15 protein-coding genes are annotated in these 23,613 nt (G+C 53.8%); 4 read left to right on the plus strand and 11 right to left on the minus strand.

The window, feature by feature from the left end; all coding sequences use genetic code 11:
• Positions 1-121: 121 nt before the first annotated feature.
• The 3 genes from HNQ92_RS22525 to HNQ92_RS22535 all read right to left on the minus strand — a co-directional run bounded on the left by HNQ92_RS22525 (position 122) and on the right by HNQ92_RS22535 (position 6,563).
• Positions 122-1,210 carry a Gfo/Idh/MocA family protein gene (locus HNQ92_RS22525; protein ID WP_184177576.1) on the minus strand — a complete coding sequence of 363 codons (1,089 nt, stop codon included), beginning with the start codon at positions 1,208-1,210 and terminating at the stop codon, positions 122-124.
• Positions 1,211-1,528: 318 nt separating this feature from the next.
• Entirely contained in the window at positions 1,529-3,484 is a 1,956-nt protein-coding gene (locus HNQ92_RS22530) for a RagB/SusD family nutrient uptake outer membrane protein (RefSeq protein ID WP_184177578.1), read from the minus strand.
• 10 nt (positions 3,485-3,494) lie between these two features.
• Positions 3,495-6,563, minus strand: coding sequence for a SusC/RagA family TonB-linked outer membrane protein (locus HNQ92_RS22535; protein ID WP_343063033.1), 3,069 nt, complete (start codon positions 6,561-6,563; stop codon positions 3,495-3,497).
• A 742-nt stretch (positions 6,564-7,305) separates the two neighbouring features.
• Between HNQ92_RS22535 and HNQ92_RS22540 the strand changes: the two genes are divergently transcribed.
• From HNQ92_RS22540 to HNQ92_RS22550, 3 genes are all read left to right on the plus strand, one after another.
• The gene (locus tag HNQ92_RS22540) at positions 7,306-11,364 is read left to right on the plus strand and encodes a hybrid sensor histidine kinase/response regulator transcription factor (RefSeq protein WP_184177582.1); all 4,059 of its coding nucleotides are present in this window, start codon (positions 7,306-7,308) and stop codon (positions 11,362-11,364) included.
• A 449-nt stretch (positions 11,365-11,813) separates the two neighbouring features.
• Entirely contained in the window at positions 11,814-12,815 is a 1,002-nt protein-coding gene (gene araD1, locus HNQ92_RS22545; RefSeq protein ID WP_184177584.1) for an AraD1 family protein, read from the plus strand.
• Positions 12,816-12,966: 151 nt separating this feature from the next.
• A complete protein-coding gene (locus HNQ92_RS22550) occupies positions 12,967-15,615 on the plus strand; it encodes a DUF7133 domain-containing protein (protein ID WP_184177586.1) in 2,649 nt (882 codons plus the stop codon).
• A gap of 167 nt (positions 15,616-15,782) precedes the next feature.
• On the opposite strand, the gene HNQ92_RS22555 is transcribed toward HNQ92_RS22550, so the two are convergent.
• The 7 genes from HNQ92_RS22555 to HNQ92_RS22585 all read right to left on the minus strand — a co-directional run bounded on the left by HNQ92_RS22555 (position 15,783) and on the right by HNQ92_RS22585 (position 21,284).
• Positions 15,783-16,547 (minus strand): class I SAM-dependent methyltransferase, encoded by a 765-nt coding sequence (locus HNQ92_RS22555; RefSeq protein WP_184177588.1) that lies wholly within the window; start codon positions 16,545-16,547, stop codon positions 15,783-15,785.
• Positions 16,544-17,467 carry a glycosyltransferase family 2 protein gene (locus tag HNQ92_RS22560; RefSeq protein ID WP_184177590.1) on the minus strand — a complete coding sequence of 308 codons (924 nt, stop codon included), beginning with the start codon at positions 17,465-17,467 and terminating at the stop codon, positions 16,544-16,546. The genes HNQ92_RS22555 and HNQ92_RS22560 overlap by 4 nt, the downstream gene beginning before the upstream one ends.
• Positions 17,464-18,561: a DegT/DnrJ/EryC1/StrS family aminotransferase gene (locus HNQ92_RS22565; RefSeq protein WP_184177592.1), complete on the minus strand. Its 1,098-nt coding sequence runs from the start codon at positions 18,559-18,561 to the stop codon at positions 17,464-17,466. Before HNQ92_RS22565 ends, HNQ92_RS22560 begins: the two co-directional genes overlap by 4 nt.
• A complete protein-coding gene (locus tag HNQ92_RS22570; protein WP_184177594.1) occupies positions 18,558-18,944 on the minus strand; it encodes a sugar 3,4-ketoisomerase in 387 nt (128 codons plus the stop codon). The genes HNQ92_RS22565 and HNQ92_RS22570 overlap by 4 nt, the downstream gene beginning before the upstream one ends.
• 156 nt (positions 18,945-19,100) lie before the next feature.
• The gene (locus HNQ92_RS22575; RefSeq protein WP_184177596.1) at positions 19,101-19,298 is read right to left on the minus strand and encodes a hypothetical protein; all 198 of its coding nucleotides are present in this window, start codon (positions 19,296-19,298) and stop codon (positions 19,101-19,103) included.
• A 184-nt stretch (positions 19,299-19,482) separates the two neighbouring features.
• Entirely contained in the window at positions 19,483-19,638 is a 156-nt protein-coding gene (locus HNQ92_RS22580) for a hypothetical protein (RefSeq protein ID WP_184177598.1), read from the minus strand.
• 173 nt (positions 19,639-19,811) lie between these two features.
• Positions 19,812-21,284, minus strand: a complete 1,473-nt coding sequence (locus HNQ92_RS22585) for an alkaline phosphatase (protein ID WP_246440677.1) — start codon at positions 21,282-21,284, stop codon at positions 19,812-19,814.
• Positions 21,285-21,404: 120 nt separating this feature from the next.
• Here HNQ92_RS22585 and HNQ92_RS22590 point away from each other — a divergent pair, with 120 nt between their 5' ends.
• Complete coding sequence (locus HNQ92_RS22590; RefSeq protein WP_184177600.1) at positions 21,405-22,502, plus strand: hypothetical protein; 1,098 nt, start codon at positions 21,405-21,407, stop codon at positions 22,500-22,502.
• Between the two features lie 274 nt (positions 22,503-22,776).
• On the opposite strand, the gene HNQ92_RS22595 is transcribed toward HNQ92_RS22590, so the two are convergent.
• Entirely contained in the window at positions 22,777-23,316 is a 540-nt protein-coding gene (locus HNQ92_RS22595; RefSeq protein ID WP_184177602.1) for a dihydrofolate reductase family protein, read from the minus strand.
• Between the last annotated feature and the right edge of the window lie 297 nt (positions 23,317-23,613).

A 23,613-nucleotide genomic window follows, 5' to 3' on the forward strand; every position in this document is an offset into this window, starting at 1 on the left:
CCTTAGATCACGCTGGCTACCGTTGTCTCTTGAAGATCGCTCGCCGTTAATCAAGAGTAACAAAAGAGGTACTTTATCAAATTGAAATCTGTGATTCTTTGGCTGTATTTTTGCCTGACTACTAAATGGTTACCGTTTTGCCTGAGGCTACTGATTTATAGATGGCCTCCACAACCCGGATGTCCCGCAAGCCTTCTTCTCCCGGCGCAATCAGCTCGGTGTTGTTCATGAGGGCCGCACAATCTTCGTCCATTTGCTTGGCTTGCTGGCTTTTGATGGGAAAGTTGATCACCGTGCCATCCGACATGCTCCCTTTATTGCCGTTGTAGGCCGACTGTGGTTCTAGCTTCAGCCAGCCCTTTTCGTAGTTTACCTGCAAGTAGTTCATGTTGATCCCGAAGCTAGTCTGGCAAGCGGCCCGGGCTCCACTGGGAAACTCCAGCATAAACATCATGGTCTCTTCCACTTCCTTATAAATGTCCGGGCGGGTCGTGGACGCTTGGGCCATCACACGCACGGGCTCTTCGCCGGTGGCCAGTCGGGCCCCTTGCAGGGCATACACGCCCATGTCCCCCATGACGCCCCCGCCCAGGGCTTTGTTCTGCTTCCAGTGGTTGGTGCGGGCGTCAAAGTACCCCGCCGCACTGTTGATCATTTTTACCTTTCCGAACTTTTGCGCTTTGGCTACCTTCATAACGGCCTGGATGTTGGGGTCGTGCTGGCAGCGGTAGCCGATGGCCAGCTTCACCTTATTTTTTTTACAGGCATCGATCATCGCCTGGCAGTCGGCCACCGAGGGGGCCATGGGTTTTTCGCAGAAGACGTGCTTGCCCGCCTTGGCCGCCCGAACCACAAATTCGCGGTGCATCGACGGTGGCAGGACCACGTACACCACATCAATATCGGGATTGTTGGCGATTTGGTCGAAATTCTGGTAGTTGTAAATATTTTTATCGGGGATTTGGTACTTGGCTTTCCAGGCTTCCGCCTTGGCCGGGGTACCCGTCACGATGCCCGCCAGGTAGCATTTTTCGGTCTGTTGCAGCGCCGGGGCCAGCAGGTCGGTGCTGTAGTACCCAAGTCCTACCAGGGCAATACCCAGCTTATCTTTGGCGGCTGCGGTCGAGGCCAGCAGGGGGTTGCCCGAAAACAAAGTGGCTGCTCCGGCCAACGCCAGGGAGGATAGGAATTCTCGTCGTTCTAGTTGCATTGCTTTTTTAGTTAGGTTGTGAGCGTCAGGATGAGACTGACGTTAATCTGGGCTCCTGAGTGCTCCCGTTTATTCATTTTTTTATTCACCCTTCATTACTCTTTATTGTCAAAGTCCAGGGGCAGGCAGTGCTTTGTTCACTCCAAAAGCAGCAACGCCGATCTTCCCTCGCTTGTTTGTAAAGGGCTGGTTTCTTCAAATCTACTCCCTTTCCGCCTTACTATAAAGACGCAGGAAGCAGATTACCGCCACTTCCTGCGTCTTTATCGTAAGACGACCTATTTTTCGTCGAGGGAGCCTAAGTACCCAAAACCTACCTTAAAGGTACCCGGGGTTCTGATAGGCCAGCTTCTCTTCGGGGGTCATGTCCATATTATCCAGCTGCCCCTGCGGGATCGGGCGCAAATAGTGGTAATTTTCGATCTTCCGGGTGAAAGTCGCGGGCGTATGGTCGCCCACATTAGGGCCACAAATCCGGTAGGTCGCCGCCACTTCTTTCCAGGTTTGGGTGCGCACCAAATCGTACCACCGGTATCCTTCGCCGTAGTACTCGCGCGACCGCTCGGCCAGGAGGTACTTTATATCAATGGTAGTGGGGGTCGCCGCTATCATCTGCGCACTTCGGTCTTCCATCTTCTCCGTATTTCCTTGATTATCCCATCGCCATTTTCCGGCGCGGGCCCGAATCACGTTGATCAAATCCCGCGCACCTTTGCCCGGTTGTGGGGTAGCTCCTTTCAGCACCGCTTCGGCGGCCACGAAGTACAGCTCCGAAAACTTGGCAATGTTGAAGGGGCGCGTGTTGGCCGCGTTGGGTTGCCCCAGGCCGGTACCATTGTCGGTACGATAGGTACCTAATTTCCAAAGGCCCGGGTAAACCAGTCGGCTTATCCCACTGGGTGCTACGACGTAGTCGGCCCGGCCGGGTAGTACACCGAGACCCATGCCACTCTTATATACCGAATTGGAATAATCGATGGGCGTAGTGGGCTCTTCATTCAGGAACGTGAGAATGGCATCGCCCGGACGAACCTGTAGGTTGTTGGCATTGTACAAATACTCGTTGGTAACCCCCGCCCTGGGCCAGTTGCCGCGGTAGGCCGTCGTGAAGGTACCGTCATAGCGGGAGTCGTTCGTTTTGTCGGCAAAGGTCGTGGTGAATATCCCGTGCGGAGGGGCCATCCGAACCCAGGGACGTCCCAACGCCTGAACGGCCTCGCGCTGCACGGAATTAACCGTCGTGGGAGCACTCCAGTTGGTCTTCGAGCTGGTTATACTAGTGTAGTTCCAGGTCAGCATCCAAACGGCGAAATTATCGGCGTCGCCCCCGTTGCCCCAGGTAAGGCTTGATCCGTTGAACAACTCACTCGTCTCGGTATGATCGGCGTACAGCAGCATTTCACTGTTCCGGTCGTTTGATCCTAGGTTAACGTCATAGTACGTTTCCTGGAGCCGGAAAGGGCCTGGATTGTCAATGGCCTCCATCGCTACCTTGTAGGCCTCCTGAAAGTACCACTGCGCATTGTGCCCGGCGGGATCGGTACGGCTGGTTTGCGGGTAGGTGGGGATGTTGTTGGGGTTTTCGAGCCACCAGCCGTAGGTAAGGTACGCCTTGGCCAGGTACAGGCGGGCCAGGGTCTTGGTCACTCCTCCGGTTACGCGGCCGTTTACGGGCAAATCGGTGACGGCTTTCAGCAGATCGGGAAAAATAGCCTTTGTATATACCTCAGGTACCGTATTGCGTACGGACGTCCGCAGGGTAGACACGTTAAAGGCAAGCTCGCCCGAGCCCAGGTCCAGCGGTACCCCACCAAAGGTTTGTACCAGCATGAAGTAGTCGAAGGCACGGAAAAAGCGGGCTTCGGCAATCAGTGCCTCCGAAATCCCCACGGCCGTGGCGTTTTCAATGACTCCGTTGGCCGTATTGATGTTAGGGAATGCATTGTACCAGAGGTTGCTCGCATCGCTGTTGGACGGGGTAATGAGCTGGTTGCCGGAAAGGTCGAAGATTTGAAAGCCCCCTCCCCCACCACTGGCTCCCCAGGTGGCTTCGTCGGTTCCCGTCAGGCAGGAGTTATAGTAGTAGGCGTTTCCAAAAATCCAGCGGAGGTGGGCATACATCCCGGTCAGGCCTCCGTACACGCCTTTCTCCGTTTTGAAGTAATCGGGGGTATAGATGGCCCGGGGTTTCTCTTCAAGAATGTCGGTACAACCCGTGAGCAACAGCAGCAATAGAACGCCTGCCTTCAGATTTTTTACAGATATACGTTTCATAATGATTTAATTAAAAAGTCAGATTAACGCCAACAAGGTAGTTGCGGGTGGAGGGAGTATTGGTCCCAATGGTGAGGATACGTCGGAGAGCCGAAGAGAGTGGTACGGCGGCATTTTCATTGCCATAGGAGTTCGTTTCAGGGTCCATTCCAGATTCCCGGTGGTAGGGCGAAAACATCACGAAGGGATTCTGAGCCGTGAAGTACACGCGCAAATTAGTCACACCTATTCTATCCAGCAGGGCTCGGTTCAGGTTGTACCCCAGCGTTATCGTGCGTACTTTCAGGTAGGAGGCATCAAAGTACCCCAGCGTACTCCCGTATTTGGGGTTGTCTCCTCCAATCCCGCCGGGGGCCGGGTACTTGGCACCCGTGTTTTCGGGCGTCCAGTAATCCACCTTTACGTTGTTTCCGGATCGCGAGTTCAGGTTATTGAGGTAGCCCGAAGAGCCATAGAGCGTACTATTGAGCAAGCCTCCGTTTTTGAAGACGCCCACAATACCCAGATCAAAGCCTTTGTAAGCCACACGGGTATTGAATCCACCCTGAAAATTGGGCTGCATATCGAGGATTTGGCGGTCATCGGCATTGATGGCTCGCGTGGGCGATCCGTCCGATTGGTAGTCGCCCGTATATTTTACCCGGATCATGCCCGGGTTACCGCCGGGTTCATAAACTTCCCGGAAGGCGTCGTCGGCCTGCCAGAGGCCAATTCTTTCATAGTCAAAAATGACATTGATGGGATGCCCCACAAACCACCAGTTCCCTTCGTCACGCTGCTGCCCGGACGACAGCGACACCAGTTTGTTGCGGTTGGCGTAGATATTCACCCCTACATCCCATGACCAGCCGTTGACGTTATCCAATAGGGCACCATTGAGGTTTAGCTCGATCCCTTTGTTTTGGGTTTGCCCAATATTGGCGGTATATCCACCTACCCCCGAGGTAGGCGGCAACCCAACCCCTAAAAGGACATTTTCAGTTCTTTGCTCGTAGTATTCCACCGTTCCTGACAAACGATTGCTGAAGGCCCTAAAGTCGAGACCAAAGTTCAGGGTATTCGAGAACTCCCATCCCAGGCGCGGATTAGGAGCGTTGGAAACATAGAAACCGGTGGCATACGTATCATCCCCGAAATTGTAAGGCCGGGTGGCCAGTAGTCCTAGCGTCTCGTAAGGGTTTACGGCCTGGTTAGAGGTCTGTCCGTAACCCACTCGTAGTTTCAGTTGGTTTATTTGAGTAACGCTACTCATAAACTGCTCCTTCGATAGGTTCCAGCCCACCGATACGGCTGGGTAGGCGTTCCACTGGTGGCCTGGTGCGAGCCGGGATGAGCCGTCAGCACGGAAGGTCACGCTCACCATGTACCGGTCATCGTAGGAATACATCACACGGCCCATGTAGGACAACAAGCCCCATTGATTATACCCCTGATTAGCAGGATTGACCGTAATGATGCCATCGGCCCGACCCAAATTATAAAACTGGAAGGCATCGGATGGTATATCCCGGGCCGCTATCGACGATGAATTGAAGGTATTTTGCTGAGCCGAGTAGAGCCCCACCGCGTTGATTTCATGCTTTCCGAAGGTACGGTCGTAGCTCAGGAGATTTTCGATGGCCCAGTTGGTGGTCAGGGAATTGTTGATGCCCGCCGTGGAGACATTCTGCACGTTGCCGCTAAATACCCCCTGCCCGGTGTAGTTCCCGCCGCTGCTTTGCCGGAAATTCAAGCCCAGGTTGGCGCGGTACTTCAAACCCGTCACCCCCGGAATTTGCAGCTCGGCAAACAGGGTATTGTAGGAGCCATACGCCTTGGTCTGGTCAATGTAGCTGTCGCCCAGGCTATTGAAGCGCTCCCGGGAAGGTACCCATTGGGGGCCGGAGGTCTGCTCCTGGATGATGGTTTTCATGGTTCCATCGGGGTTATACGGATTCGCGATGGGCGATCTGGCCAGCGCCATTCCTACGGCAGGTATGTTATTCCCGTTACTGATGGTAAAATTGGAGTTAGTCGAAAAACCCAATCGGACATACTTGTTGATGTCCTGATTCACGGACCCGTGCAGGGAGTATCGCGTGAAGTCCTGAAGCGGTACCACCGCGTTTTCCCGGTAGTAGCCCAGGCCGAAGGAGTAGCTGCCGTGCTCGGTCCCCGCCGACACGCCAATATCATGGCTGGCCATTAGGCCGGTCCGGTAAACCATGTCCTGCCAGTCGGTATCGACATCGTTGGATTCATCGATTGTATTTTGGAATCGCTGTATACTGGCTGCGCGCAAAGCCGCAAACTCGGGCCCGTTCATCATGGGGTATCTTGCAAAAACGACCTTGGGGCCGTGGAACCCGTTGTAGGAGAATTGTGCTTTTTGCCCCCTCTTGCCCGTATTGGTGGTGATGAGAATGACCCCATTAGCGCCCCGGGAGCCGTAGATGGCCGTAGCCGAAGCATCTTTCAAAACATCGATGCTCTTGATGTTGTTGGCATTGATATCGGTGATGGATCCCGAAAAGGGTATTCCGTCCAACACAATCAGGGGGCTGTTGTCAGCCCTTAGGGAGCGCTGGCCACGAATGAGGATTTCCATCGCAGCGCCCGGTTTGGTGGAAGTCTGCGAAACGTCAACCCCCACGATCCGGCCCTGTAAGGCCTGCGAAAGGTTGGCGGAGGGTACTTCCCGCAGCACGTCTCCGGTAACCGAAACCACCGAACCTGTTACGGCTTCTTGCCGCTGGGTACCATAGCCTACCACAACTACCTCTTCCAACAATCTATTGTCCGTTGAAAGTACCACGTTGACTACATTCTGAGTACCTACCGTGATCTCCTTGGTCGCGTAGCCAATTAAGGAAAAAACCAACACGGTTTCGCTACCCTGGATCGTGAGGCGGAAATTCCCGTCCTGATCGGTAATGGTGCCTCGGGTAGTTCCTTTGATCAGGATACTGGCACCGGGAAGCCCTTCGCCCCCCTCTCCGGTAACCTTTCCCGTAATATCGACATCCACAGAAGTCGTACGGGGGCGTTTTTCCGAGACAGTCCCGTTGGGGCCCGCGATACTGGGAGTTGCTAGCAGCACGAGGGCACATAAACCCAGGCAGGGCCATTTTCTGATCCTATTTAGGGCAAAAAATTGTATGGAATGATGGTTCATAGGGGATAGAATTTAGGGATGTAACATCCAATTTTTTCGCAAAAGGTTTATTTTGTGCTTCTGCCGGGTGAGCAGAGAAGCCATAGGACTGATTACAGCATGGTGCATGAGCATGGGCAGTGAGGCTCGACTCTGCCTGGCGGAGTCGTGGCCGTGGGTTAATTCATGGAGTCATAGAGTATGTGGATTCATGGGGTTTACAATTTCACTATTAACGGGTACATGTATACGTACATCAGGCAACAAGCCGTTGCCAGGCCCCAAGGGGGGGCGACAAGGAATTGATTATTGGCGCATAGTAGAAGAGATAGCTTTTCCCGACCTTCCAAATTCTATTGCCCGCAGTACCGCCGGATTGCCCTTTTTCCCTCGAAAGCGTCGTGCGCTTTCCGATTATTTGTCAAAAAGACAATATATTTTTCACGCAACGTACTTCTATAGAGAAGAAGCCGCAAGCTTCATCACTTTTTTAATAATTCATTTAACGAATCACGGAACAAAAGTAGGTTGTCCGGTCAATTTTAGGTGAGAACATTTGTTGAAACTAATGTAACAAATGTTCAAGAAGGGGGATTTTCATAAAAAATAAGGTATAAAATTGGACGGTGTCATGTCAATCAGGAGGGAATACCTTTATTTATTACTTAGTAAATGGGTACTTGGGGTGATGGCCCTATATACAATTACTCACGCCAACGCGGAGCAGCCTACGTTCACCGCCCTGACCTCCCTGGATGGGTTGTCGTCTAACACGGTACAGGCCATCATGAAGGACCGCCAGGGGTTACTTTGGTTTGCCACGGATGATGGACTCAACCGGTACGATGGAACCGAATTCATCGTGTACCGGCACGAGAAGGGAAACCCGGCCAGCTTGGGCTCTAATGATGTCTCGGCACTCTATGAAGATCGAAAAGGCCAGGTTTGGGTAGGTAGCATTCAGGGTTCGCTGTCTCTATACGATCGAAAAAAAGATTCTTTTACTACCGTAGTCGATCAGGTGAGCGTGACCGCCATCACCAGCGATCGAAGCGGGAAATTATGGGTAGCCACCATGACGGGTCTGCTGACCGTAGATCCAGATACGCGCCAGGTAGTTCGGTTCAGCCAGCAAAGGGGGGTACCTGACCCGATTGCCAACCAACAGATTTTGAGCCTATACGAAGATCATCAAAAGCGCATGTGGATAGGTACCTACACGGGCCTGTACCGCTTTGGTCCCGAGGATAAACGATTCCGCCGGGTTTATTATGAAAGAGAGAGGAACGGGTCAAACTCTAAAAACCAGGTCAAAGCCATAGTGGGCGATCCGTCAGGTACGTTGTGGGTAGGGACTTCCAATGGCCTGCATAAGCTCTCACCCGACGGAGAGCTACTCCAGACGTTCAGGTACCAGGCGGCCCATGAGCAGTCGCTCAACAGCAACATGATCTACGCCCTGGCCCTCGAAAATCGGGAAAAATTGTGGATATGCACGGATGGCGGCCTAAATATATTAGAAATCAGTACCGGGAAAATCAGCCGCTATACACCGGATGCCCGAAGGCCCTTCAGCCTGACGAATAAGTCGATTCGCAGTATTTTGATCGACAAGCAGGGGATATTCTGGCTAGGTACCTATAAAGGTGGGGTTAATAAGTACGATAAAAACGTAACTCGGTTTGGGCTGATACGTTCGGAACCTTACGACCCCTTTGGCTTGAGTGCACCTTTTGTTACCTCCTTTGCCGAAAAAGGCGACGGTAATCTTTTTGTGGGTACGGATGGGGGCGGGTTAAACCTCTACCAACGCCAATCCCACGTGTTCAGTCAAATCCCTATTTCCCCTAAGAACAAGCTCGCTTCCACGGGTCTGGTGGTTTTGTCGCTGGAGCTTTCCTCACCCGACCGGTTATGGATAGGTACTTTCCAGGATGGCCTTTTTGCCCTCAACCCAGCGACGGGGCGGTATCAGCAATATACCCAAGGTACCAGCCCCTCCTCTCTGAGCGGCAATGATATTTTTTGCCTAACCACCGACAAGCAAGGCAAACTCTGGATTGGCACCAACGGCGGGGGGGTCAATGTATTTGATCCCAGTACGCAGCAATTTGCCCGGTACTTCGATCTGAATATTCCCATGGCCGAGCGTATTATCCCCCTGAACGGATTTATCCGGGCTATCCATCAGGATAGGAAGGGTCGCATCTGGGTTGGTTCCCACGGCACGGGGCTCGCTATTTTTGACCCAAAGCAGCAAAAATCCCTGCAGTTTGACAAGCAAAACAGCAACCTACCCAGCAATATTGTGCTAGCCATCTATGAGGATATCAGAGGAAAAATTTGGGTAGGTACCGGCGGTAATGGCTTGGCCACATTTGACGAAAAAACGGGGAAATTTATACTGTATGGGCAAAACGAGGGCTTATCCAGCGGGGTGATCAACAAGATTCTCGAAGACGCCCAAGGCCGCATCTGGGTCAGTACCAATCAGGGGGTCAGCTACCTAGACCCCCACACCCGGCGATTTATCAACTACACGCAAGCCAATGGCCTGCAAAACAATACCTTCGTGTTGGGGGCGGGCCTCCGCACCAGCGACGACCTGCTTTTTTTTGGGGGAGTGCAAGGCATTAACTACCTCGACACCCATACGTTGAAGCACAATACCAACCAAATGCCGGTTCTTCTGAAAGAACTACGCGTGGGCAACAAAACGATCACCCCGGCCGATTCCGCGGTGATTCAGGAACATATTTCCATTGCCAAGTCCATCCAGCTGGATTATAAGCAAAACTTCAGCATTTCGTACGCTGCCCTGAACTACTCTACCCCTCTGCAAACCGTTTACCGTTATCGCCTGGTTGGCTTTGACACCGAATGGCACGAGGCCGGCTTGGCTAACACGGCCAGTTATACCAACCTCAGCCCAGGGAGTTATCAATTTGAAGTTCAGGCCAAAGAGTACCATAGCAACTGGCCCGAGCAGCGTGCCTATATTCAAGTCATTGTAAGCCCTCCCTTTTACATGACCGTTTACGCCTACCTCTTCTATGGCATCGCCCTTTTCGGCCTTTTATTCTTCATCCGGCACCGGGGTATCCAAAAACTCAAAGCGACCTTCAAACAGGAGCAACACGAAAGAGAGAAGCAGCGAAAGCGGGAAATGGATGCCATGAAGATCAAGTTTCTTACTAATTTAAGCCATGAGTTGAGAACACCTATTGCCTTGATTTTAGCCCCACTGGACCACGTAAGTCCTGCCACCAGCTCCGAAAATACGACCTATCTACAGGGCATCAAGCGCAACGCCAAACGGTTGCTCAACCTGGTTGACCAACTGCTAGATTTTAAGAACCTTCTGGAGCAAGAATCAAAACTAGACCCGTCACGTGGCGAGATTGTGTCTTTTATAAAAGAATCGGCCGAATCTTTCCGGTACTTATCCCAACGAAATGGGGTTACATTCGTGGTCAACAGCCAGGTCGACAGCCTATATATGGACTTTGATGCCAACAAGCTGGAACGGATTGTCTTCAATCTGCTCTCAAACGCTTTTAAGTTTACTCCCAAGGCAGGCATGGTTACGCTTTCCCTATCCAGGTCCGATTCTTCCCAGCCTCGCGAATGGCTATACATCCAGGTGTCCGATACGGGCGTAGGCATTCCGGCGGACAAGCGTGAACATATTTTCGAACGCTTTTTTCAGCATGATTCCGCTCCCTTCGTATTGAACCAAGGCAGTGGGATTGGCCTTTCCATTGTAAAAGAATTCGTGCAGATGCATCAGGGCTTTATAAAGGTGGATAGCATACCCGGAAGTGGAAGTACCTTTACCGTGGGCCTTCCTAATCCATCATCCGCCATGTTGAACGCCCAGGTAGCCAGCTCATCCCTACCTCCCGAAGGAAATGTATACGGCAAACCCACGAATACCGAAGAATATCTACCTTCTAAGGAAACGCGTCAGGATCTTTCGGCCGAGATCCTGGTCATTGAAGACAATGAAGAATTCCGACACCATTTGCGCAATAACCTTGTCCCCTTCTACCACGTAATTGAAGCGGCAAATGGCAAAGTAGGTTGGCAAAAGGCCCTCAGCCACCATCCGAAAATAATTGTGAGCGACATTGCGATGCCCGAAATGGATGGAATACAGCTCTGCCACAAAATTAAGTCTGATAAGCGGACTGCGCATATACCCATCATTCTTTTAACAGCCTCATCGGGTGAAGAACAGGAACTCCGCGGATTGAACTCGGGAGCGAATGACTACCTCACCAAGCCGTTTAACTTTGACATCTTAAATGCCAAAATCGGCAATTTGCTCTTGCTCAATAGACTCCTGAAAAGTACCTATTCCAAACACATCGAGATTACATGCACCGAGCCATCCATTATTTTGGCGGATGAGAAACTGGTAAAAGACATCGTGCTGTACATAGACGAAAACCTTATCAACAATGCCCCGATCAGCGTTGAAAAATTAAGCAAGCATCTGGGGATGAGTCGGGGAACGCTCTACAGTAAACTTTTGGAGATTACCGGGCAAACACCCATTGAATTTATACGGGCTATAAAGCTAGAAAAGGCCGCTATCCTACTTGAGAAAAGTGATATGAATATATCCCAAATCGCGTTCGCGTCCGGCTTTGCCACCCCGAATTATTTCTCGAAATCCTTTAAATCAAAGTTCAATATGCTTCCCTCGGAGTATAAGGCGACAAGGGAAGTAAGCCAGGAATAGGCTAAAAGGATTTTCAACCCAGGCTATAAATCTAAAACTTCTAACCCGTATTCTTTTTTTTTGCAGAATTCGTGGCCGCGTGGCGGTCAAAGGTAGGTAGAAGAGGACTTAGGTAGGGAATCCGCGTGCCGCTAGGTACTTGATCCTCAGCCGCTCGTTGCATACCTAGCGGCACGCGTACGGACTTGGGAGGGCCTTTTAGCTATAAACATCGCGTGCCTACGGCATTGATTCGGCTCATGAGTATAGCGGGTGAATGAGTTCATAAATCTTTCCCGCCGCGCGCGTGTACAGAGCGCAAGTACCCCATTTATAAGAATATAGTTTCTGACTTACTCATTCATCAACAAGGCTAAAGGTACCTGTTCAGCGCCCGCTTGGATTCATTCGCAAGATAAAAACCCGTAGATTTCGCCATAAAATCGCTTTTCAGAAGAAAAAGTACCCCCATGCGTATTGTCCAGCTCATGAATACCCGGTACGGCCGCCGCGTGGCCGTCGTGCAGGAACCCGACCTGCTGCTTGTCCATGGTTTTGAAAGTGTGTACGCCCTGGCCGTGGCGTCCCTTGACCAGGGTACTTCGCTTGAAAACTTGATCCGGGAAAGTACCTCCCACGAGCGCTTGCCCTACGACGAGGTGTACGCAGGCACTTCCGACTGGCAGCTTCTGCCCGCCGCCGACCACCCGCTCGACCCGCGCTTTTGCATGGTTTCGGGGACCGGCCTCACGCACCAAGCCAGCGCCGAGAACCGCCAGAAAATGCACGACGCTCAGGCCGAAAGTCAGCTGACCGATAGCATGAAGATTTACCAATGGGGCGTCGAAGGCGGCAAGCCCGCGCCGGGGCAGATCGGCACGCAGCCCGAGTGGTTTTATAAGGGCAATGGCAGCGTGCTGAAAGCCCACAATGCCACGCTGAAGGTACCTTGCTACGGCCAGGACGGCGGCGAAGAGCCCGAGCTGGCCGCGATCTACCTCAACAGCCGCGAAGGTACCCCCTACCGCCTGGGCTTCGCCACGGCCAACGAGTTCTCCGACCACATCATGGAGAAGCAAAACTACCTGTACCTGGCCCCCTCCAAAATCCGGAACTGCGCCATCGGCCCCGAGCTGGTCCTGACCGACGCCATCGCGGACCTTTCCGGCCAAGTAGCCATCGAACGGAACGGCCAAACGCTCTGGGAAAAAGCCATCAAAACCGGCGAAAACAACATGGCGCACAGCCTCCAAAACCTGGAGTACCACCACTTCAAGTACCCCAACCACCGCCTTCCGCTCGACCTGCACGTACATTTCTTAGGCGCAGATGCCTTTAGTTTTGGGGAGAATATCGCACTTCGGGCGCAGGATGTGATGATGGTACAGTGGGAAGGCATGGGTCGGGCTCTGAGAAATACCCTGGCGGTCGATACCCAACCGGAAGTACCCATCCAGATTCGGAAATTGTGACGCTTCCGCGTAAAATAATCAGTAGTGCGTTTTACCGGGAAACTCCTTCTAAAAGGTAGTTTTGTGCTTTCTTTGCTTTTCTAAAGAAGGGGGGGCTGGTCTTGCACTTCCTTCAAGGTACCTTAATCCCCGTTCTTAGCTATTTTTTGGTATGTTAAAACTCTCCCTAAGTCTGCTCTTTGCGCTGCTTTTTTACCTGCTTCCCATTGGAGGAAACACCTCCTACCAAAGTACCTCTGGCAAAGTACCCATCACCCCGGTCGACTCCCTGCCCAACGCCGCCAAATGGCCCGCCGAACTCGCAGTAACGCACTTTGCCGGTCCGGACCTTACGCCCAGTCCGGCCTGTTTGGCCGTGGCTCCCACCGGTGAGGTGTACGTGGGCGTGGATATGATGGGGTCTTTGGGCAAAAAACCGGGACTGGGGCGCATCGTGAAGCTGGTGGATTCTAATAACGACGGTAAACTCGATACGCACAGTACCTTCGCGCTGGTCGACAACCCGCGCGGCATCATCGTCCGGGGCGACCAGCTCTTTGTGCTGCATACGACCTTTTCGACCGAAACGGGCATTGCTTCGGGCATGGATCTGGTGGTTTTTGAGGATAAAAATCGGGATGGCGTGGCCGACGGACCTTCCAAACCCCTGATTCAGAACATCAGCTCGCCGAAGTTTCTGCAAAGCCGCGGTACCGACCACGCCACCAACGGCATCCGGATGGGCATCGACGGCTGGATCTACATTGCCGTGGGCGACTTCGGCTTTCACGATGCCGTGGATCGTTCGGGCAAAAAGCTAACCCAACTGGGAGGGGGGATTGTGCGCGTACGCCCCGACGGTACCGAGATGGAGGTATACACCCATGGCCTGCGCAACATCTACGACGTGGCCATCGACCCCTTCATGAATATATTTACGCGCGGCAATACCAACGACGGCGGTGGCTGGAATATCCGATTTAGCCACCAGATCCAGTCAGGCGAGTACGGCTATCCGGTTCTTTTCAAGCATTTTACCGAAGAAATAATCCCCGCCCTCGTGGACGTCGGCGGCGGCTCGGGTACGGGCGCGCTCTTCCTGGACGATCCCACCTGGCCCGAGAAATACAACCAGGTACCCGTTATGGCCGACTGGGGCCGCAGCCAGCTGTACATTCACCGCGTTCAGCCCAACGGTCCCAGCTATACCCAGCAGGAAGAGGAGTTTATTAAGCTGGCGCAGATCACGGACGTCGACATCGACGCCTCGGGCCGCATGTACCTTTCAGCCTGGGACGGGGCCGGGTACTCGGGCAATCCAAGCAAGGGCTTTGTGGTGCGGGCCGTACCCAAAAACTGGAAGTACCAGGCTTTCCCGGATCTTAAAAAAGCCTCGATCAAGCAGCTCACAGCCGCCCTGCAATCGGGTAGTGGCGCGGCGCGCCTGGCGGCCCAGCAGGAGCTCCTCACCCGCCCGGCCAAATCGGCCTCGGCAGCCGCCTGGAAACTTACCGCCGACCGTACTCAACCGCTAGCCGTGCGCGTGGCGGCTCTGTATACCTACACGCAACTAACCGGCGCGGGCGGGATCAAAAACCTCGCCCAACTCACCGAGGAACCCGCCATGCGCGAACACGCCCTGCGCGCCCTGGCCGACCGCCAGTCCGTCGCGGCGTCGGTACCTGTGGAGCCATTCCTCAAAGCCCTGAACGATTCTTCGCCGCGCGTACAAAGCGCTGCTATCATCGGACTGGGGCGGCTAGGACGCCAGGAGGCCGTTCAGGCCCTGCTAAGTACCCCCGTCCCGGCTTCGTTCGTTTCTCCGGCGCCGGGCACCGAAGGCCCCCACGCCACGCCCAATGCGGCCATTATCCTGCCCCACCTGGCCGTCAAGGCCCTCGTGAACCTCCAGGCTGTTGACGCATGTGTGCAAGCCATAGGTACCCAAAATTCTGCGCTAGCCCTGTGGGCGCTGCGCTATATGCATTCTTCCAGAGCAGTAGAGGGCCTGATGCGTGCCTACCAAAGTACCCAGGCGGAACCCCTAAAAAAACAAATTTTAGCTACCCTCGCCCGGCTCTACCAGCAAGAAGCGCCCTACGACGGCTCCTGGTGGTGGAGCACCCGACCCGACACGCACGGCCCCTACTACAAGGGGATTACGTGGGCGTCGTCGCCTCAGATCCGCAACCTACTGGTGCAAGAGGCGAAGAATTCCACCGACGCGCCGTTTTTCCGGGAGCTCAATAGCCGCCTGCGCCTGGGCATTCCGGAACTAGGTACCGACGAGCCCGTGGTAGCGGCCAAGGAGGAAGTTAAGGTAGATTTGGAAAAAATCAAAAATAAAAAGGGCCAGGTGGGCGAGGCTTCCATCGAAGACGTGATGCTGGCCATGGCCAAAATTCCGGGCGACCCGGCGCTGGGCAAAAAGCTTTTCGTGAGCCAGGGCTGCCCCGCCTGCCACAGCATCGACCGGGGCGAAACCATGAAGGGTCCCTTCATGGGCCAGATTGGCTCCATCATGAACCGCGAGCAGATCGCCGAATCCATTCTTAAACCCAATGCGTCCATTTCACAGGGCTTTGCTACGGTACAAATCACGGCCAAAGGCAACAAAACCTACGTCGGCTTTGTGACGGAGGAGGCCGCCGACCGCCTGGTACTTCGCGACATCACCGGACAGGTATACCGCATCAAGGCGTCGGACGTCGTGAAGCGGGAGGAAATGGAAACCTCCATGATGCCCGCCGGGCTCGCCAATTCTCTCTCTTACGAAGAATTGGCGTCGTTGATTACTTTCCTTTCGCAGCAGAAGAAGTAGGGAGGTACCTTGGTCTTAAAGTACCCTGGTTGATTTGCACTTGCAAATTAACCAGGGTACTTCATTTACTAACGGAGTGACTTTGGTTCATCCATCTACGGTCCTACTAACCAGTTCGCGTTGCAAACGCGAACCAGCGGGTTAAATGTGTATCAACCAGGGTACTTTCATTTACGAAGTACCATAAAAAGCGAGCTCCCGAACGGGGCTCGGGGCAGCAGTATCTCCTCGGCTCGGGTAATTCCTTTTAGCAGCGCATTGAGTACATCGCCGGGGTAGCTTACGTCTGAGTCGAGCTGGGCCGGATCGGGAGCGTGCCGACGCAACTGGTAGCGCTGCCACTGGCGCACGGCCCAGATCGGTACCGAAAGTCCAAACGGCCAGTAGGTACGGTACCGAACGGTGAGACCCGCCGCCTGGCTGTAACGCCGAAAATCTTCAAACCGAAACCGCCGCGAACTACCTACGGCGAGGTCGTGGGTACCGGCGAAGGTCTCAAAGGCGTGGATGTTGATCAGAAGCAGCCCGCCGGGATTGAGGCGCTCTTTGAAAGCTCCCAAAGCCCGGATAATCTCCTCATCAGTAAGGAAGTACAGGGCGTCGTTGCAGCAGATGACGTCGTAGGTTTCGCCCGGCCGGAAATCTTCCACCGCGCGTAGGTCGCCAAAGTGGACGTCCAGCTGGCGCTCGCGCGAGAAGTCAATGGCGTGTTGGGAATAATCGAAACCCGTGAGCTGCTGAAAGCCTTTTTCGCGCAGAAACGAGAGCAGGCCACCGGTACCACAGGCTGCGTCAAGTACCTTCAATCGGGACGCTTCCTGCTGGAAGTGTTTCTGAAGGTGGCGAAGTACCTTTCGGTGAAGTACCTGGTACCACCAGAGCTTTCGCTCCACGTCGTACATGCGCTGGTATTCCAGTCGGTTCTCGATCATAGTGGTTTGTCGGAGCTGTTGTATTTGATCACGTACTGCGGCTGGCCACTTTGCGCCATGAAGCTCTTGCCAATGTACTCGCCCAGCACGCTCAGTAGGGTACATTGAATGCCTCCGATGAAGATCAGCGTGGCCGTGACCACCTGCCAGCCTTTGGGATCGGGACCGATGACCCACTGAAAAAATAAAAAGAGCAGGAGCAAAGATCCCAGCCCAAACAAACCCAACCCCACGGGCATAAACAGCCGAATGGGAAGGGACGAATAGCAAAAAAGGATATTCAGGAATAGCGAGATGAGCTTCCGCCAGGTATAGTTGGAGGTACCTTCTTCGCGTTTTTGGTGCGCCACCTGTACGGTTCCGATATGACGAGTGATCCGCAGTAGCAGCCCGTCAATGTAGGGGTACGGGCCCTGGTACTTGATCACTTCTTGTACTACCTCCTGCCTTATTAATTTAAAGCTGGACAAATAAAGATCCTTGGGCTTCTGAAGGAGATAGCTCGTGAGCCAATTGACGGCCTTGCTGCCCAGGTTTCGGTAGGTGGCGTGTTCCTTTTTGGCGTAGTGGCTGTACACCACATCGTAGCGGCCCGTTTCGGCGGTCTCCACCAGCTTCAGGATCTCCTCCGGCGGATTCTGGAAATCGTCGTCGATGATGACGCAGTACTGTCCGTAGGCCCAGTTGAGGCCGCACATCACGGCGTTGAATTCGCCGTAGTTGCGGCGCAGTGACAGAAACCGGACGTTGGGGTACTTTTGAGCCAGTTGAAACCCTACAGCCTCGGAGCGGTCCCGGCTCCCGTCGTTGACCAGCACGATTTCAAACGGAATCAACGCCAGCGTCTGCTGCAAGCGCTCCACCAAGGTACCCAGCGTATGTTCGCTATTATAGACCGGAATAATGACGGATAGCTTCATGGCTGGGCCTCGAACTGGTTGATGGTGTCGATGATGTAGGTCAGGTCGGCGTCGGTCAGGACCGGATGCAACGGCAAGCTCACTACTTGCTCGTGAATCTGCTCGGTAATGGGGAGCCGGAGGTGGCTCAGCGACGTGTAGGCCACCTGCCTGTGGATGGGCACGGGGTAGTGAATTTGCGTCTGGATGCCATACTGAGATAGGTACTTGACGAGCTCGGCGCGCCGCGGATGCCGCACCACAAACAAATGCCAGGCGTCGTCATGTACCGCGTCCGCGGGCGGAAGTACCAGCTCAGAAACCCGTAGCTCGCGCAGGTACCTTTGAGCTAAGGCGCGCCGACGGTCGTTGTCGCGGTCCAGGAAGGGTAGTTTGGCGTTCAGAATGGCCGCCTGGAGCTCGTCCATTCGGCTGTTGACACCCTGGTAGTCGTTCTTATAGCGCTCGCGGGAGCCGTAGTTTCGCAGGTAGGTAATGCGCTCCGCCAGCGCGGGGTCGGAGGTCGTTACGGCTCCAGCGTCGCCCAGGGCACCCAGGTTTTTGGTAGGGTAAAAACTGAACGCCGTGGCGTCCGCCAGGCCGCCTACTTTCCGGCCCTGGTAGCGGGCACCGTGGGCCTGGGCGGCGTCGGTAATTACCTTCAGGCCGTGCTTATCGGCCAGCGCCCGGATCGGCTCCAGGTCGCAGCTGCGCCCGTAGAGGTCGGTGGTCAGGATGGCCTTGGTACGCGACGTGAGGTGCGCCTCGATGCGGGCCGGGTCGATCAGCATCGTAGCCGGATCGGGCTCCACCAGCACGGGTACCAGCTGTAGGTAGCTAACGGGAAGTACCGTGGCAATGTAGGTATTGGCCGGGACAAGGATTTCGCTCCCGTCCGGGAAACCGTAGGCTTGCAGGATGAGCTGGATAGCATCCAGGCCGTTGGCTACCCCGACGCAAAAGTCCGCTTCGCAGTAGGTAGCAAAGGCTTCTTCGAAGGCTTTCAGCTCCTGTCCCAAGACGTACCAGCCCGACCGCAGCACGCGCAGCGACGCTTCTTCAATGGCCTCCTGATAGGGCGCATTGATCTGACGTAAATCCAGGAAGGGGATCATTGGGCGAGCTTGGATTGCAGCGGGTACGGCTCATCGATGTAATCGGCCTGGTCGTAGTACTCGTTGGAAAGTACCAGCAAAATGGCATCTTCGGAAAACGAATCCATGATGTGCCAATCTTTAGGCTCCAGAATGAGGCAGGTAGTAGGACTGTCCAGGACGTAGTAGGTTTCCTCTTCGCCATCGTGCGAGTACACCCGGCAACTGCCGTGCACGCAGATCAGGGCGTTCCAGGCTTTGTGATGCCTGTGCCCGCCCCGCTGCAAATTGTTGGCTCCGTAGATGTAAAAAACGCGCTTAATCGCGCCGGGAATTATTTTTTCAAAAACCGTAAGATTACCTGATTCCGAACTAAAGGTACTTAGCTCAATCAACTGAGGCATGGGGGGTGATCCGATTAAAAGGGTAAAGATTGGGTCATGCGTGTCCAGGCTTGTGGATGATACTATTGAACCAGCAAATTAGTTATATAATTTACTGAATGCAAGGCCATGACGCCAGACGCCCTTCTTTACCCCTACGCTACAGTCTAAGCGCCCCTAATTATTCTTTTGGGTTGTATCGCCGGGCGCGGTTTGGGTATTGTTGTCGTGGTAAAAGTACCCTTCGGTTTTATTAACCGTTTCCTCGTTGGCTGCATTGGCCCGATCTGCCCGTTTAGCGGCCTGGCGCGAACAGCCGGTGGCGATGAGTAGTCCCAGGGCCAGCATGGCTATGTATGGTGATTTAGTTTTCATGGCTCTTTTTTGGTTTGTTGGATGAAATTTCATAGTTCAGCCAAGCACAAAAAAGATACCACCACCCAAACGAGCTAAATTGGGGCGGCGCTCCGTCCCGCAGGTGGTACTTTTAGTACCCAAAGTGGTAAAAATAGCCGGGAGCGGGTACTTTAAGCATCCGTTAGGCATCACGGCAAGTACCCTACCTGAGCAGCGAAAGCAGCATTAAAAGGACCAGCAGAATCGCCACCCACTGCACCCAGCGGCTCTGCCGGGGAAACTCGTAACTACAAATGGGGCAGGTGGTACTTTGGTCGTCGATCTGCATGGCGCAGGAAGGGCATTCTTTCTTTTTCATGGCCAAAAAGTCTTGTCGCTAGCTGGGGTAAGGATGCTTTACGCTTGCACAGTTCGCTACCCCGATATTGAGCAAACTTTTTGGCAATGGCAAGCTCTTTCGCGTTTGAAACGCGAATTTCGCCGAGGCGCGCGTTTCAAACGCGCGCACCCGCTAAGACTAAACTACCTGGGCTACAGCCGCGAAGCTACCGCCGTAGCCAACAGCATCAGGTCGTGCAGTTCGTCATTTTTCACAAAAGGCTTCAGCAGCTCGCTGCCAGGGCCAAGCATCGTTAGCTCCACGTAGTCGGCAGAGTGGTCGGTACCGGCCCAACCCACACCGGTATAGGCCGACTGGATCACCCCCAGCGGTTTAAAGGGTAGTTTGGCCGGATTATACAGCCCACTTTCGTCGCGCTGGCGGTAGAAGCTAAGCAACGTCTCGGACTCCTCTTTTCGGATTGCGTAGCCCTGCGCCGCCTCCACCCGCTCGATGAGCTGCGCGGGAGTAGTGTGGGCATCGATGCCGTTTAGAATCCAGTCGTTGGTATGTTTGAAGTGTTGAATCCGGTCGAAGTGGCGGTCCGAGAACAGGCCCGGATTGGCATTGCCGTGGTCAGTGGTGATGATCACCAGCGTTTCCTGATCGGCCTGGGCAAACGAAAGTACCTCGCGCACGGCCTCATCAAACGCGAGCTGGTCGTAGAGCAGGCCCGCCGTATCGTTGGCGTGCGCGGCCCAGTCTACCTTACCGCCTTCCACCTGAAGCACAAAGCCGTTCTTGTTTTTACGCAGCCGGTTAATCGCCGCCTTGGTCATTTCGGCCAGCGAAGGTACCCCCTTCTGGAGCTCCGCATCCTGCGCGGCATCCAGCGCGTAGGGCAGGGCGTTGTCCGCAAAGACCCCCAGGAGCGGCTTGGCGGGCAGCGCGTCCAGGCCCAGCAGGGCGGCGCGGTCCAGCAATACCCCGTAGCCCGCCTGCTCATATTCTGCTAGCAGGTCCCGGCCGTCTTTTCTTTTGGTTTTGTCAAAAAACTCCCGACCGCCGCCCAGCATCACGTCAAACTTCAGCCCCAGGTACTGCTCAGCGATCTCGGCCTGGTCGCCGCGCGAGCGGTTGTTGATACAAAAACCCGCCGGGGTGGCGTGCGTAATGGGCACCGACGTCACGCAGCCCACGGCCTTGCCCGCTGCCTTGAATTTTTGCAGAATGGGTTTATTGGCGCTTCCGTCCGCGTTTACATTCAAGGAGCCGTTAGGTACTCTACGTCCACCGCCCCAGGCTGAGCTGGCCGCCGCCGAGTCCGTCACCAGGGCATTGGCCGAGGCGGTGTCCATCAGCGCGCGTCGCACACGTTTGTCCTGGTATAAACCCACCCAAGTACTGGCCCGGCCCTCCCGGCGGCGCAGCAGTAGATCGGCCATCGTCAGCGTACCGACACTCATGCCGTCGCTCACCATAAAAATAACGTTTCGGGCCACTTTGTCTTTTCGAAGTGGCTCCGACCAGGCTTCACTTCGGGACGAGAGCAACGAAGTACCCAGCAGGCTCAGGGAAGAATTTCTAAAAAAATCGCGTCTTTTCATTTTAAAATAAACCTCAATAATAGGGTAGTTGAAAGCCAAGGAAGTACCCGCGAAGGTACCTTGGGCGTGTGAAGCCAATGTGAAGGAGTTGTTATGGTTTGTAAAAGCGGCCTTAAGGCAGCGCCCAAAGTACCCAGGAGTAGGATCGCGCGCCTGGTCCCTTTAGTGGGGTACTTATCGTTATCAATTACCTGGGTTATGAACTTCAACCGCCGTATTTTTCTGGGGCTTGCGCTACTGGCCAGCTTCTCTGCTTTTGCCCAAACTACCCCGCGCACGCAGGTGACGATCCGGGGCGAGCAATTTTTTATCAACGGAAAACCAACCTACCCCAACCGCCGCTGGAAAGGCCACAACATAGAGGGACTGCTCATGAACTCGCGCATGGTGCAGGGTATCTTCGACGACCTCAACCCCGAAACCGCCGCCAACTGGGCCTACCCCGACACCAAAAAGTGGGACGCCGACCGCAATACCGACGAGTTTGTGGCCCAAATGGAAACCTGGCGCCGCTACGGCTTGCTGTCTTTTACCATCAACATGCAGGGCGGGAGCCCCTATGGCTACTCGTCGCAGCAGCCCTGGGACAACGCCGGCTACACGCCCGACGGCACCCCGCGCCCCGAGTACCTGGCCCGACTGGCGCGCATCCTGGACCGCGCCGACGCCCTGGGGATGGTACCGATGCTGGGGCTATTCTATTTCGGGCAAGACGAACGCCTGCGCGACGAGGCCGCCGTGGTGCGGGCCGTCAGCAGCATGGTAGACTGGCTGCACGCCAAAAACTACCGGCACGTGCTCATTGAGGTCAACAACGAATCCAACGTTCGCTACGACCACGACATCCTTAAGCCCGCCCGCGTGCATGAGCTCATCGAGCTCGTGAAGAAAAAGGAGCAAAACGGCCATAGGTACCTGGTCGGTACCAGCTACGGCGGTGGCTTCATTCCGCTGCCCAACGTGGTGCGGGCTTCGGATTTCATCCTGCTGCACGGCAATGGCGTCTCTGATCCCGCCAAGATCACCAGCATGGTGCAACGTACCCGCGCCGTGGAAGGCTACACGCCCAAACCGATCCTCTTCAACGAGGACGATCACTTCAACTTCGAGCAGGAAACCAACAACTTCACCGCCGCCGTGCAGAGCTACACCTCCTGGGGGTACTTTGATTTCCGCGGCAAAGAGGAGCCCATGACGCAGGGCTACCAGACCGTCCCCGTCGATTGGGGCATTAATTCAGAGCGGAAGAAGCAGTTTTTTAATTTACTCCAAGAAATCACCGGCGGCCTGCGGTAGCCAGCAGCCAGGTACTTTACAGGTACCTGGTAATATAAGTATGTAGCTGCCACAAACGTGTATCAGGCGACCATCGCCCGCCTAGTGGTACAAATGCATGTAGGAGAGGTACCTTGAACGGTTGGCGGCTTGCCGCAGCCGGGGTTTTCAGTACTACCGTTCCTTTGGAAAACCTCACTTCAATTATTCGAAAAACTGTCAATCGAAGCAGTGAACCCTCGCTTGCGGCAAACCGCTCTTAGCAACGTGCTACCTGTCTTTCGTCAGCTTTGTTTTAGTTGTTTGCACGTTTGTAATGAAGTTGAGTTAGCCCTGTGTCAAATGTTTTTACGTTGATAAGTTTAATTTTTTGTTCAGGTCTATCGTCTTTGAAAAGTCTAGTTCCATTACCAATCAATACTGGAATTACCGAAATCATTAGCTCGTCAAGCAAGTTGTTTTTCAAAAGTTCGTTTACAATCTCTGCTCCACCGTCACAGAAAATATTTTTTCCGTTTTCGCTTTTTAATTGTCTTACCAACTCTGTCAGGTCACCTGTGTAAAAAACTGTCTTGCCGATTGTTGGTCTTGCTGTCCTGGTAATGATGTAGGCGTTTTTGTCAGCGTGTGGAAACTCACAAACTTGTTTCATTACCCAATCATACGTTTTCCGTCCGAGTATTACAGTATCAATGGTCGAAACGAAGTCTGCATAACCGTAATCTTCTCCTTCTTTCTCAACTATTGATAGAAAACTCAGGTCGTCATTTGGTTTGGCGATGTAACCATCTAAACTCATTGCGATGTAAAGAATTACTTGTCTGTTGTTACTCATCTATTTTAAAAAAATAATCGTTAGTTGTAAGGCTGTAGGATAATTATCAGCCTGTTAGCAAGTCCTTTTAGACCTGAATTACTGTTCCCCGATGTCGAACATAAATTTTGAAAGAACAATATTTTTTAGTTACGTGTCAGTTTGAAATAAAAGTCCCGGTGGGAGACAGCCATTCAGTGTCTTTTATGCAACTCCGTCAATGTGTACTAGCCCCCTAAAAACCTGGAACTGGATTCTACTAATTAAACCCCTTAAATTAGTAGGATTATGTCAAGGAGAAAATTTTCAGTCGAAGAG

The sequence above is a fragment of the Rhabdobacter roseus genome (assembly GCF_014202275.1).
Classification (GTDB): domain Bacteria; phylum Bacteroidota; class Bacteroidia; order Cytophagales; family Spirosomataceae; genus Rhabdobacter; species Rhabdobacter roseus.

Excerpts from the sequence above, each read along its gene's own strand:
- HNQ92_RS22540 (WP_184177582.1), top strand. The coding sequence starts at position 7,306 with ATGGCCCTATATACAATTACTCACGCCAACGCGGAGCAGCCTACGTTC.
- HNQ92_RS22525 (WP_184177576.1), bottom strand. The coding sequence starts at position 1,210 with ATGCAACTAGAACGACGAGAATTCCTATCCTCCCTGGCGTTGGCCGGA.
- HNQ92_RS22570 (WP_184177594.1), bottom strand. The coding sequence starts at position 18,944 with ATGCCTCAGTTGATTGAGCTAAGTACCTTTAGTTCGGAATCAGGTAAT.
- HNQ92_RS22590 (WP_184177600.1), top strand. The coding sequence starts at position 21,405 with ATGAACTTCAACCGCCGTATTTTTCTGGGGCTTGCGCTACTGGCCAGC.
- HNQ92_RS22555 (WP_184177588.1), bottom strand. The coding sequence starts at position 16,547 with ATGATCGAGAACCGACTGGAATACCAGCGCATGTACGACGTGGAGCGA.
- HNQ92_RS22560 (WP_184177590.1), bottom strand. The coding sequence starts at position 17,467 with ATGAAGCTATCCGTCATTATTCCGGTCTATAATAGCGAACATACGCTG.
- HNQ92_RS22595 (WP_184177602.1), bottom strand. The coding sequence starts at position 23,316 with ATGAGTAACAACAGACAAGTAATTCTTTACATCGCAATGAGTTTAGAT.
- araD1 (WP_184177584.1), top strand. The coding sequence starts at position 11,814 with ATGCGTATTGTCCAGCTCATGAATACCCGGTACGGCCGCCGCGTGGCC.
- HNQ92_RS22530 (WP_184177578.1), bottom strand. The coding sequence starts at position 3,484 with ATGAAACGTATATCTGTAAAAAATCTGAAGGCAGGCGTTCTATTGCTG.
- HNQ92_RS22550 (WP_184177586.1), top strand. The coding sequence starts at position 12,967 with ATGTTAAAACTCTCCCTAAGTCTGCTCTTTGCGCTGCTTTTTTACCTG.
- HNQ92_RS22565 (WP_184177592.1), bottom strand. The coding sequence starts at position 18,561 with ATGATCCCCTTCCTGGATTTACGTCAGATCAATGCGCCCTATCAGGAG.
- HNQ92_RS22575 (WP_184177596.1), bottom strand. The coding sequence starts at position 19,298 with ATGAAAACTAAATCACCATACATAGCCATGCTGGCCCTGGGACTACTC.
- HNQ92_RS22580 (WP_184177598.1), bottom strand. The coding sequence starts at position 19,638 with ATGAAAAAGAAAGAATGCCCTTCCTGCGCCATGCAGATCGACGACCAA.